Origin of the sequence: Klebsiella sp. 141251 (assembly GCF_050600725.1) — a bacterium.
GTDB classification, from domain to species: domain Bacteria; phylum Pseudomonadota; class Gammaproteobacteria; order Enterobacterales; family Enterobacteriaceae; genus Klebsiella; species Klebsiella aerogenes.
Window position 1 is genome coordinate 435,852 of sequence record NZ_JAQIRG010000002.1, and the last position, 16,451, is coordinate 452,302.

The window sequence follows — 16,451 nt, forward strand, 5'->3', positions numbered from 1 at the left end:
GGCGCCATGAGCCACTATCTTTGGCGACGGTTGGGACAAGGCGTGCTGGTGCTGTGGGCGGCCTTCACCCTGACCTTTTTTCTGCTGCAGGTACTTCCCGGCGACGCGATTTTGATTAAGTTTCAGAACCCCGATCTGGGGCTGAGCCCGCAACAGATCGCTGAAATGCGTGTGGCCTATGGTGCAGACAGCCCGCTGTGGCGGCAATATTTGCATACCTTGCTGGCCATGCTGCAGGGGGATTTCGGCTATTCACTCCAGGCGGGACTGCCTGTCAGTTCCCTGATTGCCAGCAATTTACCCGACACGCTGTCGCTGGCGTTGCCGGCCTTCGCGCTGGCGGTTCTGCTGGCCTTTGCGATCGCTATCGCTTCGCGTTTGCCGGGGCTACGCGGTATCAGCAATCTGCTACAGTCGTTGCCGGTGCTGTTTATTTCACTGCCGACCTTTTGGCTCGGCATCGCCTTAATCCAGATCTTTTCATTCCAATTGCACTGGGTCCCGGTTATCAATCCCGGACCTCTGCAAGGCCTGGTGCTACCCGTTATCGCGGTGGCGATACCGATTTCCGCGCCGCTGGCGCAAATTCTGTTACGCACCATGGATCACATCGCCGCACAACCCTTCGTTGCCGTTGCTCGCGCCAAGGGAATGAGCGAAACGTGGGTGTTATGGCGGCATGTCACCGGCAATGCTCTGTTGCCGACATTAAACATTGCCGGCCTGCTGCTGGGAGAACTGATCGCCGGGGCCTTAATTACCGAAACCGTTTTTGGCCGCAGCGGGCTCGGCCAACTGACGCAGCAGGCGGTGAATAATCAGGACATTGCCATTCTTCAGGCCGTGGTGATGATTTCAGCGCTGGGCTTTGTCGCGATCAATCTGCTGGTCGATCTGCTGATGCCGATGCTCGACCCGCGCTTAAAACCCCTGCGCGGAGGTGCGCTATGAGTCTGGTCGATTATGCCTCGGCGGCACGACGCCGTCCGGTGAACTGGCGCCGTTTTTCCTTCCAGCCTGGACTGTGGCTGGCATGGTCGGTGATGACGGTTGCGGTACTAATGGCTTTCGCGCCGCAATGGTTTACCGCGTTTAATCCGCTCGACGGCATCGCTGGCGCCCAGCGTCTGGCGCCGCAGGCGGGACACTGGCTGGGTACCGACCAGCTCGGTCGCGATGTGTGGAGCCGAATCGTCTACGGCGCAGGGCATTCGCTGTCCGCGGCCCTGGCCGCCGTCGCTATGGGACTGGTTGTCGGCACGGCGTTGGGCACCGTTGCCGGCGCGCTGGGCGGGCGGGTCGAAGCGGTCGTCATGCGGATTGTCGATATTCTGCTGGCTATTCCCTCGCTCCTGCTATCACTAACGGTAATCATACTGCTCGGTTTTGGCACCCTGAACGCCGCCATGGCGGTTGGCGTTGCCGCTATCGCCAGTTTCGCCCGACTGTCGCGCGCCGAAGTCGTGCGCATTCGTCACAGCGACTATGTCGAAGCAGCCTACGGAAGCGGAGGCACTTTTTTGTCCGTATTCTGGCGGCATATTCTGCCTAACTCGCTTTCGCCGGTGCTGGCTTTCGCCACCCTACAATTCGGCCAGGCTATTCTCGCCCTCTCAACCCTGAGTTTTCTCGGCTATGGCACTCCGCCGCCGGTGCCGGAATGGGGATTACTTATCGCCGAGGGGCGTAACTATCTTTCCACCGCCTGGTGGCTCACCACCTTCCCCGGAATCGCGGTCATTGCCGTGGTACTGGCAGCCAATCGTATCAGCCAACAACTCAATAGGGATCGCCGATGAACGTGCTTAACGTAGAAAATCTGACCATCAGCTACCGCTCGGGCGGGCAGTGGCGCGAAGTGGTTCATCGGGTGAGTTTTACGGTTAAACGCGGCGAGATGCTGGCGTTCGTCGGCGAATCCGGTTCGGGTAAAACCACAACCGCTCAGGCGATTATCGGCCTGCTGGCGGAAAACGCCCGCCTCGATGCCGGGGCGGTTCGCCTCAACGGTGAAGAGATTAGCCGCTGGTCTGGCAAGCGGCTGGATAGCCTGCGCGGGGCCAGAATCAGCCTGGTGCCGCAGGATCCCGGCAACTCGCTGAATCCGGTGCAGACCATCGGCGCGCAGGTCGGCGAAATACTCCGACTGCATCAAAAAAGCAGTAAAACCGAGCGTCGACAGCAGGTTATCGCCCTGCTGGAAAAAGTCGGCTTAAGCCATCCAGAGCAGCGTTTCGAGCAGTATCCGCACCAGCTCTCCGGCGGTATGAAGCAGCGGGTGCTGATCGCGATTGCCATCGCCCTGAAGCCGGATTTGATTATTGCCGATGAGCCGACCAGCGCGCTCGACGTGACGGTACAAAAAAGAATCCTCGATCTGCTCGATCATTTGCGTCGTGAATCCGGCACCGCGGTGCTATTTGTCACCCATGACCTCGCGCTGGCGGCGCAGCGTGCCGACCGGTTGGTGGTTTTTCGTCACGGTGAAATTCAGGAACAGGGCAACACGGGTGATGTTATCCGCACCCCACAGCACGGCTATACCCGCCAGTTGCTGTGCGATCTACAGGGACAAAACCTGCACTTAACCACCGCCATTCACCCGTTTGTTACGCCGGCAATACGGGTTGAAGGCGTGAGCAAACGCTTTGCGTTAGGGGGCGGCCATCTGCAGGCGCTGAATAACGTAAGCTTTATTTTACCGCGTGGCAGTACCCATTCGCTGGTCGGCGAATCGGGCTCAGGAAAAACCACCCTCGCCCGTATCTTACTGGGTTTTGAGCAGGCCGATAGCGGACAGGTGTCCATTGACGGTATTGCCAGCGGACAATTGAGCCGCGAGGCCCAGCGCCAGCTGCGGCGCAAAATTCAGTTTGTTTATCAAAACCCTTTCGCCTCACTCGATCCTCGCCAGACCTTGTTCGACATTATCGAAGAGCCGCTGAAGAATTTTCAGCGCCTGACCAAAGATGCGCGACGCCAGCGGGTCGAGTCCGCCGCCGCCCGCGTCGCGCTGGCGCCGGAGCTACTCAACCGAACCGCTCGCGAGCTATCCGGCGGCCAGCGTCAGCGGGTCGCTATCGCCAGGGCTCTGATCCTCGAGCCCACGATTCTGGTGCTCGATGAGGCCACCTCAGCGCTGGATGTCACTGTGCAGGCGCAAATTCTCGCCCTGTTGCTGCAATTACAGCAACAGCTTGGGTTGAGTTATCTGTTTATCACCCACGATCTGGCGACGGTGCGTCGCATCGCCCATAGCGTGACGGTGCTGCGCGCCGGGCAAGTCATCGAACAGGGCGAGGTAAAGCAGTTGTTCGCCGCGCCGCAGCACGACTATACCCGCGAGCTGCTCGCCGCCATTCCTCATTATCACGCACCCAGCATGGAGATTGCATGATGCCTAAACGTCTCGGATTTTTCACCCGGCTACTTGATCGCGCCGCGCCGCAAGAGCGCTATCGCCTGGCGACGGAGCAGATCCGCCACGCGGAACGGCTGGGCTTTGATAGCGCCTGGGTGGCGCAACACCATTTTCATGAAAATGAAGGCGGATTACCGTCGCCGTTGGTGTTTCTTGCCCATGCGGCGGCCCATACGCAACGGATCCGTCTCGGTACCGCCATCATTACGCTGCCGATGGAAAACCCGCTGCGCGTCGCGGAAGATGCGGCAGTGCTGGATTTACTCGCTGAGGGTCGCCTGGAAGTGGGCTTTGGTTCCGGCGGGACGCCGACCTCTTTTCTCCCTTTTGGCCTGGCCTGCGAACAACGCGGCGCGGTCTTCGCCGATCATCTGCATTTGATTGAAAGCGCCTGGCGCGGCGATACGTTGGCTCATCCGGACAATCATCTTTATCCGCCTGCGCCGCAGCTGGCAAAACGGATTTGGATCGCCACCTTTTCGATTGAAGGCGCTATTCGGGCCGCGAAATCCGGCCACGGGTTGATGCTATCGCGCACACAGCCGCGCCCGCCAGGTCAAAGCGAGCTGCCGCTGGATGCGATTCAGAACCCGATTATCGACGCCTACCTCGCCGCGCTGCCATCCGGCGTGGCGCCGCGAATTCTGGCCTCCCGTACCGCGTTTATTGCCGACAGCCAGGGGTATGCGCTACAGGCCGCAGAGCCGGGTTTAAGTAAACAGGCGGCAGCCCATCGCGCCGCCGGCCACGAGATTATTGGTGACACCGTCACGGATTACGCTCGCCAGCTTGATGCCCACATTGGCGATGCGCCGCATGTGCTTGCATCGCTGGCTAATGACAGCGTGCTAGCCCGGGTGACTGACATTTCGTTTCAGGTTCATTCGGTGGAGCCATCGCATCAGGACACGCTGCGTTCTATCGAACTCATCGCTAAACACATTGCCCCGCAATTCAGATAAGGAGTCGCTATGAGCTTAAGTCAGGATATTTTGGCTGAACTGGCGGAGATCGCCGCCGATTCACCGCTGGGCAAGGCCCGCGCGTTACGCGACGCTGCGACCCGCCACGCCCAGGGAAGTTACGAGGTGCTATTTAGTCAACAGGATGAGGATTTTCCGCTCGAGGAACGGTTCGCCATCGCCGCAAAAGTGGCCAGACTTCATCAGGCAGACGCGCTGGCGGCGCATTACGCCGGTTTCGGCATTGCCGACCCGACAACCCCACGGCTTGCCGCCGCGCTGGGGTTTGCTCGCCTGCTGACCTTTACTCCGGTGGAAGCGACGCCCGCGGCGTTACAAACGCTTAGCGACGCGGGCTGGAGCCTGCGCGGTATCGTAACGCTGGCGCAGCTTATTGCGTTTGTCAGTTTTCAAAGCCGGTTGCTGAGCGGCTTGCGTTTGTTAAATGACAAACCAATCTCTGCGGCCGAGACCCCGGTGGTCGCCGGCTACTGGCACACACATCCCAGGACTGCCAGCGGTAAACCTGCGCCGGTGGCCTTTACGCGCGATGAATTACACTGGGAACCGTGGATTGCCGATAAGCCGCTGGCTGAATTTAATCCCGCCGAGCAGGCGCTGCTGGCGCAGTTCGGCCACAGTGACTCCCCCTACTTCCGCCTGCTGGCGCGCAACCAACCGGTACTTGAACAGCGCACGCTAACCGATAAAGGTATTTTCTATACGCCGGGCGGCCTGCCGCGCGCCGAACGTGAACTGGCGGCAACGGTGGCCAGTAAAATCAACGGCTGCATCTACTGCGCGTCGGTACACGCGCGCAAGGCGGCGCAGTTGGCAAAAGATGAGCGAGCGGTGGAGACCCTGCTGGCGGTGACGCCTGGGGAGAATCTCAGCGATGGTCAAGGGCCGCGCTGGCAGGCGGAGATTGACGCCGCCGCCGCGCTTTCCGTTACCCCGCCTGCGATAACCTCAGCGCATCTCAGCGCGCTGGAGCAGCAGGGTCTGGATATCGTCGAACAGTTGGATCTGCTGCAATCGGCGGCATTCTTCGCCTGGGCTAACCGCCTGATGCTAACCCTTGGCGAACCGTGGCGGGATTAATCAGACCTGCTCTGCCTGGGTAACGCGATGACGCGTTACCCGCCGCTGATATCGCGCATACAGCAGCAACGAGCTCATCGCCAGGAACGACAGCGCTGCCGCCGGCAGCGCCACCGAACGCCAACCTGCGCCAAAGGTAATCATCATTCCGCCGCAGTAGGCGCCTATCGCGCTGCCGAGGTTAAACGCTATTTGCCCGCCCGCCGCCCCGAGCATTTCTCCGCCTCTGGCATTTTGTAGCAGTAATATTTGCAGCGGCGCGGCGAGTGCGAAGAGCCCGGCGCAGCAGATAAACGCCAGCGCCAGCGAAGCCAGCGGCTGTATGCCGAAGGCAAAGATGAGCAGTAACGCCGCGACAATGACGCCGTTAGTCATCGCCGCAATACGCAGCGGACTGTAGCGTCCAGAGATCCTGCCGCTAAAGAGATTGCCTAAAACCATCCCCAATCCGACCAGCATCATAATTAACATCATCGCCGACTCGCTAAAGCCGGAGACATTCATCATGAAGGGCTTGATATAGCTAAACCAGGCAAAAACGCCGGCATTGCCGAACATCGTGGCGGCGAAAATAAACCACGGCGCCGGGGTTTTAAGGAAATGGAATTGTTCGCTGAGCCGGGAGGCGGATTTGTCATATAGCGTCGGCACCCAGCGCAGTATCGCCAATAGCACCAGCACATCAAATAGCGCGATGGCCGTGAAGGTATAACGCCAGCTGAACTGATGGCCAAGCCAGGTGCCAGCCGGTACGCCAAGCAGGTTCGCCACCGTCATACCCGCGATCATCCCGGCGACCGCCGCGGTAACCCTGCCCGGCGAGGCGATTTTCGACAAGATAATCGCCCCGACGCCAAAATAAGCACCGTGAGGAAAACCTGAAATAAAGCGACCGAGCGCCAGCATGGGATAACTTGAGGAGAAGGTAAATAACGCGTTGCCTGCCACACATAGCGCCACCAGGAACAGCATCACCGATTTCAGCGAAAAACGGCTGGAAAACAACGCCATGACAGGCGCGCCAAACACCACGCCAAAGGCGTACCACGAGATCATGTTGCCGGCCGCGGGGATGGTAATGCCGACATCATGGGCGATTTCAGGCAATACCCCCATGATGCCAAACTCCGCCATTCCGAGGCCAAAGGTTCCCAGCGCTAAGGAAAAAATCGTTTTCTTCATCTAGTCGGTCACTTTAATGTGCATTCACGACGCTAGTGTAACCGATTTCACACCCTGTTTTCTCCCCTTACGACCGACGAAAACTTAACCCATCCCCAGATAAGCATTTCTGACTTCCGGGTTATCCAGCAACTCTGCGCCGCTACCGCTCAGACGTATTTCGCCGTTGACCAGTACATACGCGCGGTTAGCCAGTTTTAGCGCGTGGTACGCATTTTGCTCCACCAGCAGCAGCGTCATACCCTGAGCGGTCAACTCGCGCAAGATGCTGAAAATCTGCTTCACCACCAGCGGCGCCAGACCCAGGCTCGGTTCATCTAATAGCAATAGCTTTGGCCGACTCATCAGCGCGCGGGCGATCGCCAGCATTTGCTGCTCGCCGCCGGAGAGCGTCATCGCCCGCTGCGCGCGACGCTCTTCCAGCCGTGGAAACAGCTGATACATCCGCGCTTTATCTTCATTCTGATAACGATTACCAATGGGAATAGTGCCCATCAGCAGATTCTCTTCCACCGTCATGTCGGCAAAAATACGTCGTCCTTCCGGCGCCTGGGCAATACCGTTGGTGGCGATATAGTGCGTCGACTGGCGGCTAATATCATGTCCGCGATAGATAATACTGCCAGCGGAAATACGCGGCTGGCCGAAAATGGACATCAGCAGCGTGGATTTTCCGGCGCCGTTAGCGCCGATTAACGCCACCGTTTCGCCTTCATTGACCGTTAGCGATACCGACTTCAGCGCCTGGATTTGCCCGTAAAAAACATTAACCTCGCGAAATTCCAGCAACGGTTGGCTCATCAGGCAATCTCCTGTTCATCGGTACCAAGGTATGCGGCGATCACGCTCAGGTTGGCCTGGATCTCAGCCGGGGTGCCATGAGCAATTACATCGCCGTGGTCGAGCACAATCACGCGATCGGAGATTTCCATCACCAGGCTCATATCATGTTCGATCAGCAGTATGGTGACGCCATGATGTTCTCGCAGAAAACGAATAATCCGGCTCAGGGCACGCGTTTCCGCCGGATTGAGTCCGGCTGCGGGTTCGTCAAGACACAGTATTTCCGGCCCGGTACACATCGCGCGGGCGATCTCCAGTCGCCGCTGCTGGCCATAAGAGAGCGTTCCCGCCAGCCGATTGGCGCAGTCAACCATTTCCACCACTTCCAGCCAGTAAAAGGCCCGCTCTAATGCGCGGTTCTCCGCCTGCCGATAGCCGCGGGTGTTCAGGATCCCGGCGATCAAGTGGCGGTTGACCTGCATATGCTGGGCCACCATCAGATTTTCAATCACCGTCATTTCGCGAAACAGGCGGATGTTCTGGAAGGTACGCGCCAGCCCGGCGCGGTTGACCAGATGCGCGCCGCCGAACATTTTGTAGTACATCCGCCGTCCCAGGCGCGCAGGATGGAAAAAATCATCGGCATGCAGTTTCTGCCCGAGAACCTGAATCACGTCGGTCATTCGTTGCCGGGCATTAAGACGAATGGCGCCGCCGCTGGCGCGGTAGAATCCGGTCAGGCAATTAAACACCGTGGTCTTCCCCGCGCCGTTCGGGCCAATCAGGGCGGTAATCGATCCGCGTTCAACCTCAAGGTTGACATCATTCAGCGCTTTAATTCCGCCAAAATGCATCATCAGATGCTCGACCTGCAATATTGCATCGCTCATGGCGCGACTCCTTTGCGGATTTCCACCCCGGTACGCCCGGTGCGCACCAGCCCGCGCGGGCGCCAGATCATCATCAGGACCATCAGCACGCCAAAGAGCAGAACCCGGTATTCGTCAAAGCCGCGCAGCAGCTCCGGCGTGACCGTCAGGACGAAAGCCGCCAGCACCACTCCCAATGTCGAGCCCATGCCGCCTAATACCACGATGGCGAGGATCAGCGCCGATTCGAAAAAGGTGAACGACGTCGGGTTGACGAACCCCTGATAAGTCGCGAAAAAGACGCCGGCGATGCCGGCCGTCGACGCGCCAAGCATAAACGCGGACAGCTTAACCAGCACGTGATTCAGCCCCATCGCCCGGCAGGCGATTTCATCTTCCCGCAGCGCCTCCCAGGCCCGGCCAATCGGCATCCGGGTCAGGCGGTGTTTTATCAGCAACACCATTAACACCACGATAAACAACACGGCATAAATAAAGATAAATTTAAGGTTGGGGCTGTAGGCAATATGCAGAAATTCATGAATCGGAGTGCCGCCCTCTTTGGCTCGCCGGGCAAACTCGAGGCCGAAGAGCGTTGGCGATGGCACCGAAACGCCGTTGGGGCCGCCGGTAAAGCTCACCCAGTTGTTGAGCACCAGGCGGATGATTTCGCCGAATCCCAGCGTCACAATAGCCAGGTAGTCGCCATGCATTCGTAATACCGGAAAACCCAATAATGCTCCTGCCAGCGCTGCCATCACCGCCCCCAGCGGCAGCATTGCCCAGAAACCTAAGCCAAGGTATTGATAGCCAAGCGCCAGGCCATAGGCGCCAATGGCGTAGAAGGCGACGTACCCCAAATCAAGTAACCCCGCGAGACCCACCACGATGTTTAATCCCAGCCCCAGCAGGACGTAGATAAGCCCGAGGATCGCCACGGTAAGCAGATACTTGCTGGCCATTAACGGGAAAACGATAGCCACGATCGCCAGCAGCGGCAGGACAAAACGCAGCCGACTACGATAGCCGGGGGCACGGACAAATACCCCCTGGTCGTTGCCTTCAAAACGTCCGACAAACCGCTTCCCCCCGCGGGTTTGCAAAAGCAGACTGAGCAACAGCCGCCCCACCATCACCACCGCCACCAGCACGATGACGCGCTGTGGAGAAAGCGTAAAGCTGTACCCCTTCAGCACGATGCCGACGATAGGGCCAAAGACTATCAGCGCGCATAAACCGGCCAGCACGCTATCAATAACGCTGCGTTTGACGTCGATGCCGTCTAAACGGGAAATATCGGTCATATGTCCCCCTTAGACCTTGGCCACCACAGGACGGCCCAGAAGCCCCTGCGGACGAAAAATCAGAATCGCCACCAGCAATGCGAACGAGAAGACATCCTTATAATCCGAGTTCACTAACCCGGCGAACTGCGCCTCGGCGACGCCCAGCAGCAGGCCGCCAAGCATCGCCCCCGGTAGCGAACCGATCCCGCCCAGTACCGCCGCGGTGAAGGCCTTAATGCCGATAATGAAGCCGATATAAAAATCAAACGTGCCGTAATTCATGGTCACCAGCACCCCGGCGAGGCCCGCCATGGCGGCGCCAATCATAAACACCAGCGAGATCACCCGATCGGTGTTAATGCCGAGAATGGCCGCCATCCGCCGATCCTGCTGGGTCGCGCGGCAAACCCGACCTAACTGCGTGTGGTTGATTATCCAGCTCAGTACCACCATGCCGACGAAGGCGGCGAGCAGGATGAAGATTTTGGTCCAGGTGATTTGCACCACGCCATCACCTACCGTAATCCGCAATACGCCGTGCATCAACGTCGGGATCCCCTGTTGATTGGGGCCCTGACTCAGTTGCACGTAGTTTTGTAAAATCAGCGACATACCGATTGCCGAGATCAGCGGCGCCAGACGCGTTGAGTTACGTAGCGGCCGATAAGCAATGCGTTCGATGGCCCAGCCGTACACCCCGGTGACGATAATCGTAAACACCAGCGTGCCGAAAATAAGCAGCGGGAAGGAGTGAATACCAAAGTAGGCCAACAGCGCCAGCCCGATAGCACACAGATAGGCTGAGACCATATATACCTCGCCGTGGGCGAAGTTAATCATACCGATGATGCCATAAACCATGGTGTAGCCAATGGCGATAAGCCCATATACCGCGCCAAGCGTTAAGCCATTGATCAGTTGTTGCAGAAAGAATGCCGCCATATGAACCATCCTGCCAGTCAAGATGCAGCAGACGCAGAGGCCTTAACGTCTGCTGCTTATGGTGGTACGACGCCCCTCTGATGAGGACGTTATGCGCACTACAATCCCGGGTTACAGCTGATGATATTTGCCTTTATCATCCCATTGATAAACCACGTAATCCGATACTTTCAGGTCACCTTTGCCATCCCAGGCTTTTTTACCCATCACGGTATCGACGCTATGGTTTTTTAACCATTCGCTGGCTTTGGCATTATCGGTACCGGCGGCGTTATAGGCGGCGGCGATAGCCTGAATCGAAGCATAGGCGTAAAGGGTATAGCCCTCCGGTTCAAAACCGCTGGCGCGGAATTTGTCGATCACCGCTTTACCTTCAGGAATGGTGCGCGGATCCTTACCGAAGGTCATTAACACGCCATTGGTAAACTGCGGCCCGCCCGCGGCGGTAACTAACTCTTCGGTCACCACGCAGTCGCCGGAGAAGAACTTAGCCTGGACGCCCTGCTCGCGCATCTGGCGCACCAGCGGGCCGGCTTCCGGGTGGCAACCGCCGAAATAAACCACATCCGGTTTCAGGGCGCCGATTTTGGTTACCAGGGCATTAAAGTCTTTTTCCCCGCGGGATAAGCCTTCATACAACACTTCTTTCGTCCCGCGTTTAGCCAGCGCCGCGCGCGTCGCATCGGCTAATCCCTGACCGTAGGTATCTTTATCGTGAATGACGGCGATCTTCTTCGCCTTCAGCACATCCAGCATGTAGTTGGCGGCAATCACCCCTTGCTGGTCATCGCGCCCGCACATGCGGAACATATCTTTCATTCCGCGTTCGGTGATTTGCGGATTGGTGGAACCCGGCGTGATGGTCAGGATGCCGGCTTCGTCATAGACCTCGGAGGCGGGCATCGTCGAGGAAGAGCAGAAATGACCCACCACCGCCGAGACGCCGGAGTCGTCGACCAGGCGGTTAGCCACTGCCACCGCCTGCTTGGGTTCACAGGCATCATCGCCCTGCACCAGCACAATTTTTTCGCCTTTAATCCCCCCGGCGGCATTAATATCAGCCGCCGCCTGCGATGCCCCTTTCCAGTATTGGGCGCCATAGGTCGCATTCGGCCCGGTAAATGGGCCGGCCACGCCAATCTTCACATCCGCCTGTGCATAAAATGCCGCGCTCAAACAACCTGCTATTGCAAAATGCAGAGTCAACTTTTTAAGTTTTAAAGACATTCGGATAGTCCTCAGCGATATCGAACAGACGCCACAAACTGGCGCAGTAAAAACCACTTACAGCGTAACGTGCCAATGCTGGAATAAGCCGTAGCGGCTTCGGTAGATAAAGCAAAAAACCCGCCAGGAAGAGAGGTATCGCCAGATCGATTACTAATAGTCGCGTAGCGTGACCGCAATCGGTACCACCCCGGCAATGCGCCAGTCTTTACAGGTCAGGAGGTCTGTTGCCGTCACGTGGCCTGCCGGGAACGCTGGTGTCCATACCGACAGTGAGCTAAACATAGAACGACTTTAGCAACCTTGCGCACCGGGCTGGTGCAAAAGTGCGGTGATGATCAAAACTAGTGAAAATTTTGCTGCATTAATGTGAAATTAATAACGAGAGCATGGGGAATGCTCGGCAATACAGGTCGCCACCATAAAGAATTGCCGATGAATAGCAACTTTATGCTGCCAGACGGCGTTTACGCTTTGAAACATTAACTTCTTTTACGTATTATCTTAAGCCTTGCTCTTTTACCTGCCGCCGTGGCGGGTTTCGCCTCATGGATGAAAATCATGACTTTAAAAAAATTAATTATTATCGCCATCAGCGCGCTTTCTATTAACGCCTGCGCCTTCGCAGCGGGTAATCTCGCCGACCAGTTACATTATACGCCGCCGGAGCCGGCAGACCTTGCCGTTAATCCACCAGCAGAATCGCCTGAATCGAAAACGGAACAACCAAAATTAACGATGTCGCCCGACGTTAATGCCTACACCTATTACAACGAAAAGGTGAATCCCGTTACCAATGATATTGACCGTATTGAACAAGGCGGCGTCGTCGAATTCTGATTTTTACCGACGCATCGTGCGCGCCGGTAAACATTGACCATGGAGTATTCGCCATGATGAAGGATTATCTGATCATCGCCTGGATTACTATCGTCGCCTGCTGGCCCATTACGTTACCGGTGTTAGCCGTGGTCGCGGGAATACTATTTTATTCCCGCCATCGCGTGGCGGGTCTCGTTGTATCCGGGCTGTTTATCCTCGAAGCCGTGGCGGCATGGCAGTTTGAGCGCTATATGTAACCTTAATTGAGCGGCCCGTGGTTAATCTGGCTGAGTGGTAAATTGACGTCGAAAATCTTGTAGAACATCTCCTGCACGCCAAATTGCCGCAGGCGTGCGGCGTGTTTTTTCGCATAAGCCTGCGCGCTCTGTTCATCTTCGAACAGATATATGCCGCCGGCTTCCTGCGTGGCGCTATTCTCCGTCCAGATCTTCCAGATAAAACCGGGCTCATGGTTAATAGATTGCGCGAGCTCGGCTAATTGCGCCGACATTTCATCGCCAAACGGGCCGCTAAAAGCAAAGTGCACCTGCAAAAGTTTTTTCGACATACTCTCTCCCTGAATGATTTTAGCTAATTGACGAGACTATCCTACCCGATTCCTGATTAATCAGCAGTGAGATGATGCGCTTAATGGCTATCTTTCTCTCTCCGCTGAATGAGAAGTTTTTCGCCGCTTTGCCTGGGTCTGATTACACTTTAAACAGCGACCTGCCTTTCAGGCCACCACGCATGAGGACAGCCATGGGAAACAAAAAGAACACTGTTGCGCCCGTCATACCCGCCAAAACGGAGCCGTTAAGCGAGAAAGAGTATCAGCAGGCGTTGCGTAAACTGCACGTCGAGTTGGTCAGGCTACAGCGGTGGGTAGTGCATAAAGGGCTTAAGGTATGCATCGTCTTCGAGGGTCGCGATGGCGCTGGCAAAGGCGGCACCATCAAAGCGATAACCGAACGCGTCAGCCCCCGGGTTTTCCGCGTCGTCGCCCTGCCCGCGCCAACCGAGCGCGAACGCAGCCAGCTCTATTTTCAGCGTTATATCAAACATCTGCCCGCCGCCGGCGAGATAGTGATTTTCGATCGCAGCTGGTACAACCGGGCCGGCGTTGAGCGGGTGATGGGATTTTGTACCGAGGAGGAGGTGCAAAAATTCCTCGACGGCGCGCCGATGGTAGAGCGAGGGATGGTCGATTCCGGCATTATTTTACTGAAATACTGGCTGGAGGTAACGCCGCAGGAGCAAGAACGGCGCCTGCGCGACCGTATTGATGACGGACGCAAAATCTGGAAGCTATCGCCGATGGATATTAAATCCTTCAACCGCTGGGATGACTACACCGTAGCGCGTGATGCGATGTTTGCCGCCACCGATACCGCCTGGGCGCCGTGGTTTGTCGCCCGCTCGGAAGATAAAAAACGCGTACGCCTGAATATTATTACCCATCTGCTTTCGCAGATCCCCTACGAGGCTTTACCAACGGAACACATTACCTTACCGAAACGTAAAATTGGCAAAGTGAAACCGACCCATTTTCCTTTCCGGTTTATTCCTGAGAAGTTTTGAAGGAATAGCTTTATCACCTTTGCGCAGTATTCCCCCTGCGCAGAGGATTATTACAATAAACGTTAATATTTCATCTGTTGCGTTGCTCTGGAACCCGGCTCGCAAAATATAAAAAAGCGTTGTTAACGACATTTATTTTCCGGTTTAATGCAGAGATAATCAGACTGTTAATCACAGGGAGCAGAAAATGAATAGCAATGCGATGAATAAAAAACAGCGAAACGAGTCTGATGCGGCGATTAAACAGACCTTCGATCGGCAAACCATTAGTGATGCGGAAAGACTACAGCAACACCAGGAATTCATAAATGCCATGAATGAATTTACCGCGCGCGCCGGTTTACTGTCGGAAGACCCATTCTTCGAAGGGATTTAGTTATCATGCAATTTGATGTTTATCGTAATCCATCACCGAGGACAAATGAACTCCAACCTTATCTTATGGTGATTAAACATGATTATTATGATGATTTATCATCAAGGTTAGTTTTGCCACTGAGTTATCATATACATATGGCGAGTCATTATCACCCTGCAGCTCCACTAGTAAATATTGGCTTTCAAAAGCTATTCCTCAACACCCCGGGAATAACCAGCGTAGCAAAGCAGCGCCTGAATAATAAATATTTCGTCTGTAATTTACATAAAGAAAGAACGGCTGTTATTTCCGCCATCGATGCGCTTATAACAAATACGTAAACCCGCCCCGATATCACCGGGGCGGGTTTACCCCATAAAGGCTTACTTCATTCCCTCACGGCTCTCTTTTTGCGCTTCCAGGCGTTCGACATCGCGATACCAGCGCGGGTGATGTTTCTTCGCCCAACGGCGGCTGACCTTACCCTCAATCATGCCTTTAATCGACCCTTTCACCCAGAATGCCATATACATATGAATGAGGATCGCGTGGATCAGGATAATCGCCGAAGTAGCGTGTATCAGCAGGCTGTAACGGATAACCGGAATCGGGAAATAGTCCGCAAAATACGGGCGCCAGATAATCACCCCGGTCACCAGCAGCACAAAAATCATGCTCATAATGGTCCAGAACATCATCTTCTGCCCGGCGTTATATTTACCGACGCTCGCGACCTTATGTTCATTGCCTTTCAGAACCTCCACAATGCCTTTCAGCCAGGGGATATCCTGTTTATCAGGGATATTGTGGTGGACAAAACGCACAAACATAAACATCAGCGCGACAAAAATCAGCACCCCGAAAAACGGGTGCAGGATACGCCCCATCTGCGGGGTGCCGAAGGTTTCCGTCAACCACTGTAGCGTCGGGAAGAAAAACGAAATCCCCGACAGCGCCACCAGGAAGAAACAGATAACCACCGTCCAGTGACAGGCGCGGTCGATAAATTTGGTGCGCACTATCATTTTCGATTTATTCATCATGTTCCTCCTCATCGTCATCAACTTCCTTGTTCGGCCCGATACCGATGTAGTGGTAAATCAGCCCGGCAAAGGTGGCAATAAAGCCCGCCGCCGACAGCGGTTTCAGCGCCCCCTTCCACAGATTGATACTGGTATCGATCTGCGGCGCTTTCGGCAGCTTGTGATACAACTCCGGCTGGTCGGCATGATGCAGCACGTACATCACGTGGGTGCCGCCTACGCCCTGCGGGTTGTAGATCCCGGCGTTGGCATAACCGCGTTTTTTAAGCTTAGCCACCCGCTCCTGCGCCACTTCCAGCATCTCTTTTTTCGTGCCGAAGTGGATAGCGCCGGTAGGACAGGTTTTCACGCATGCCGGTTCCTGACCAACGCTGACCCTATCCACACACAGGGTGCATTTATAGACCCGGTTATCCTCTTTATTGAGGCGCGGGATATTAAACGGACACCCGGCAATGCAGTAGCCGCAGCCGATGCAGTTTTCCTGCTGGAAATCGACGATGCCGTTGGCATACTGAATGATCGCCCCGGCGGACGGGCAGGCTTTCAGGCAACCCGGCTCTTCGCAGTGCATACAGCCATCTTTGCGGATAAGCCACTCCAGCTTGCCGTTCTGTTCGGTCTCGCTAAAACGCATTACCGTCCAGGATTTAGCGCTGAGATCCGCCGGGTTGTCGTACACGCCGACGCAGTGCCCCACTTCATCGCGAATGTCATTCCACTCGGAACAGGCCACCTGGCAGGCTTTACAGCCTACGCAGGAGGAGACATCGATAAGCTTGGCGACTTCTGCCTTATAGTCCCGCGCGCGTGGCGCGGGAGTCATCTGGTTAGTCGCGGAGCGTTTAATAATGTCTTGTGTTTCCATCGCCAT

General features: G+C 56.0%; 20 protein-coding genes. 10 read left to right on the top strand and 10 right to left on the bottom strand.

What is annotated here, in order from left to right; all coding sequences use genetic code 11:
* Positions 1–6 precede the first annotated feature (6 nt).
* Genes PGR09_RS06660 through PGR09_RS06680 form a run of 5 tightly spaced genes read left to right on the top strand, consistent with a single transcriptional unit; the run spans position 7 to position 5,484 of the window.
* On the top strand, positions 7–951 hold the full coding sequence (locus PGR09_RS06660) for an ABC transporter permease (RefSeq protein ID WP_430915952.1): 945 nt from the start codon (positions 7–9) through the stop codon (positions 949–951).
* Positions 948–1,799 carry an ABC transporter permease gene (locus PGR09_RS06665; RefSeq protein ID WP_430915953.1) on the top strand — a complete coding sequence of 284 codons (852 nt, stop codon included), beginning with the start codon at positions 948–950 and terminating at the stop codon, positions 1,797–1,799. The genes PGR09_RS06660 and PGR09_RS06665 overlap by 4 nt, the downstream gene beginning before the upstream one ends.
* A complete protein-coding gene (locus PGR09_RS06670; RefSeq protein WP_430915955.1) occupies positions 1,796–3,397 on the top strand; it encodes a dipeptide ABC transporter ATP-binding protein in 1,602 nt (533 codons plus the stop codon). The genes PGR09_RS06665 and PGR09_RS06670 overlap by 4 nt, the downstream gene beginning before the upstream one ends.
* On the top strand, positions 3,397–4,383 hold the full coding sequence (locus tag PGR09_RS06675) for a putative FMN-dependent luciferase-like monooxygenase (protein ID WP_430916010.1): 987 nt from the start codon (positions 3,397–3,399) through the stop codon (positions 4,381–4,383). Before PGR09_RS06670 ends, PGR09_RS06675 begins: the two co-directional genes overlap by 1 nt.
* A 9-nt stretch (positions 4,384–4,392) precedes the next feature.
* Positions 4,393–5,484 (top strand): alkylhydroperoxidase domain protein, encoded by a 1,092-nt coding sequence (locus PGR09_RS06680; RefSeq protein WP_320886520.1) that lies wholly within the window; start codon positions 4,393–4,395, stop codon positions 5,482–5,484.
* Here the strand turns inward: PGR09_RS06680 and araJ are convergent, their stop codons facing one another.
* The 7 genes from araJ to PGR09_RS06715 form a co-directional block, all read right to left on the bottom strand.
* Positions 5,485–6,666, bottom strand: coding sequence for an MFS transporter AraJ (gene araJ, locus PGR09_RS06685; protein ID WP_047048623.1), 1,182 nt, complete (start codon positions 6,664–6,666; stop codon positions 5,485–5,487). It abuts the gene before it with no gap.
* Positions 6,667–6,750: 84 nt separating this feature from the next.
* Positions 6,751–7,467, bottom strand: a complete 717-nt coding sequence (locus tag PGR09_RS06690; RefSeq protein WP_047048625.1) for an ABC transporter ATP-binding protein — start codon at positions 7,465–7,467, stop codon at positions 6,751–6,753.
* The gene (locus PGR09_RS06695; RefSeq protein WP_047048628.1) at positions 7,467–8,339 is read right to left on the bottom strand and encodes an ABC transporter ATP-binding protein; all 873 of its coding nucleotides are present in this window, start codon (positions 8,337–8,339) and stop codon (positions 7,467–7,469) included. The genes PGR09_RS06690 and PGR09_RS06695 overlap by 1 nt, the downstream gene beginning before the upstream one ends.
* Complete coding sequence (gene livM, locus PGR09_RS06700; RefSeq protein ID WP_430915956.1) at positions 8,336–9,622, bottom strand: high-affinity branched-chain amino acid ABC transporter permease LivM; 1,287 nt, start codon at positions 9,620–9,622, stop codon at positions 8,336–8,338. The genes PGR09_RS06695 and livM overlap by 4 nt, the downstream gene beginning before the upstream one ends.
* 9 nt (positions 9,623–9,631) lie before the next feature.
* Positions 9,632–10,546, bottom strand: a complete 915-nt coding sequence (locus PGR09_RS06705; protein ID WP_032711708.1) for an ABC transporter permease subunit — start codon at positions 10,544–10,546, stop codon at positions 9,632–9,634.
* 111 nt (positions 10,547–10,657) lie between these two features.
* Positions 10,658–11,773 carry a branched-chain amino acid ABC transporter substrate-binding protein gene (locus PGR09_RS06710; RefSeq protein WP_015366474.1) on the bottom strand — a complete coding sequence of 372 codons (1,116 nt, stop codon included), beginning with the start codon at positions 11,771–11,773 and terminating at the stop codon, positions 10,658–10,660.
* A 153-nt stretch (positions 11,774–11,926) separates the two neighbouring features.
* The gene (locus PGR09_RS06715) at positions 11,927–12,058 is read right to left on the bottom strand and encodes a hypothetical protein (protein WP_015366472.1); all 132 of its coding nucleotides are present in this window, start codon (positions 12,056–12,058) and stop codon (positions 11,927–11,929) included.
* A 276-nt stretch (positions 12,059–12,334) separates the two neighbouring features.
* On the opposite strand from PGR09_RS06715, the gene PGR09_RS06720 reads away from it, so the two are divergent.
* The gene (locus PGR09_RS06720; RefSeq protein ID WP_430915957.1) at positions 12,335–12,613 is read left to right on the top strand and encodes a hypothetical protein; all 279 of its coding nucleotides are present in this window, start codon (positions 12,335–12,337) and stop codon (positions 12,611–12,613) included.
* A 53-nt stretch (positions 12,614–12,666) separates the two neighbouring features.
* A complete protein-coding gene (locus PGR09_RS06725) occupies positions 12,667–12,852 on the top strand; it encodes a hypothetical protein (protein WP_045394141.1) in 186 nt (61 codons plus the stop codon).
* A gap of 2 nt (positions 12,853–12,854) precedes the next feature.
* Here the strand turns inward: PGR09_RS06725 and PGR09_RS06730 are convergent, their stop codons facing one another.
* The gene (locus PGR09_RS06730; protein WP_430915958.1) at positions 12,855–13,163 is read right to left on the bottom strand and encodes a monooxygenase; all 309 of its coding nucleotides are present in this window, start codon (positions 13,161–13,163) and stop codon (positions 12,855–12,857) included.
* Between the two features lie 194 nt (positions 13,164–13,357).
* Here PGR09_RS06730 and ppk2 point away from each other — a divergent pair, with 194 nt between their 5' ends.
* From ppk2 to PGR09_RS06745, 3 genes are all read left to right on the top strand, one after another.
* Positions 13,358–14,176 carry a polyphosphate kinase 2 gene (ppk2, locus tag PGR09_RS06735; protein ID WP_430915959.1) on the top strand — a complete coding sequence of 273 codons (819 nt, stop codon included), beginning with the start codon at positions 13,358–13,360 and terminating at the stop codon, positions 14,174–14,176.
* A gap of 187 nt (positions 14,177–14,363) precedes the next feature.
* Positions 14,364–14,552 carry a hypothetical protein gene (locus PGR09_RS06740; protein WP_047048646.1) on the top strand — a complete coding sequence of 63 codons (189 nt, stop codon included), beginning with the start codon at positions 14,364–14,366 and terminating at the stop codon, positions 14,550–14,552.
* A 5-nt stretch (positions 14,553–14,557) separates the two neighbouring features.
* A complete protein-coding gene (locus PGR09_RS06745) occupies positions 14,558–14,875 on the top strand; it encodes a CcdB family protein (protein WP_072251387.1) in 318 nt (105 codons plus the stop codon).
* Between the two features lie 42 nt (positions 14,876–14,917).
* On the opposite strand, the gene fdnI is transcribed toward PGR09_RS06745, so the two are convergent.
* Both fdnI and fdxH read right to left on the bottom strand, forming a co-directional pair.
* Positions 14,918–15,574, bottom strand: a complete 657-nt coding sequence (fdnI, locus tag PGR09_RS06750; RefSeq protein WP_047048649.1) for a formate dehydrogenase-N subunit gamma — start codon at positions 15,572–15,574, stop codon at positions 14,918–14,920.
* Complete coding sequence (gene fdxH, locus PGR09_RS06755) at positions 15,567–16,451, bottom strand: formate dehydrogenase subunit beta (RefSeq protein WP_045394130.1); 885 nt, start codon at positions 16,449–16,451, stop codon at positions 15,567–15,569. Before fdxH ends, fdnI begins: the two co-directional genes overlap by 8 nt.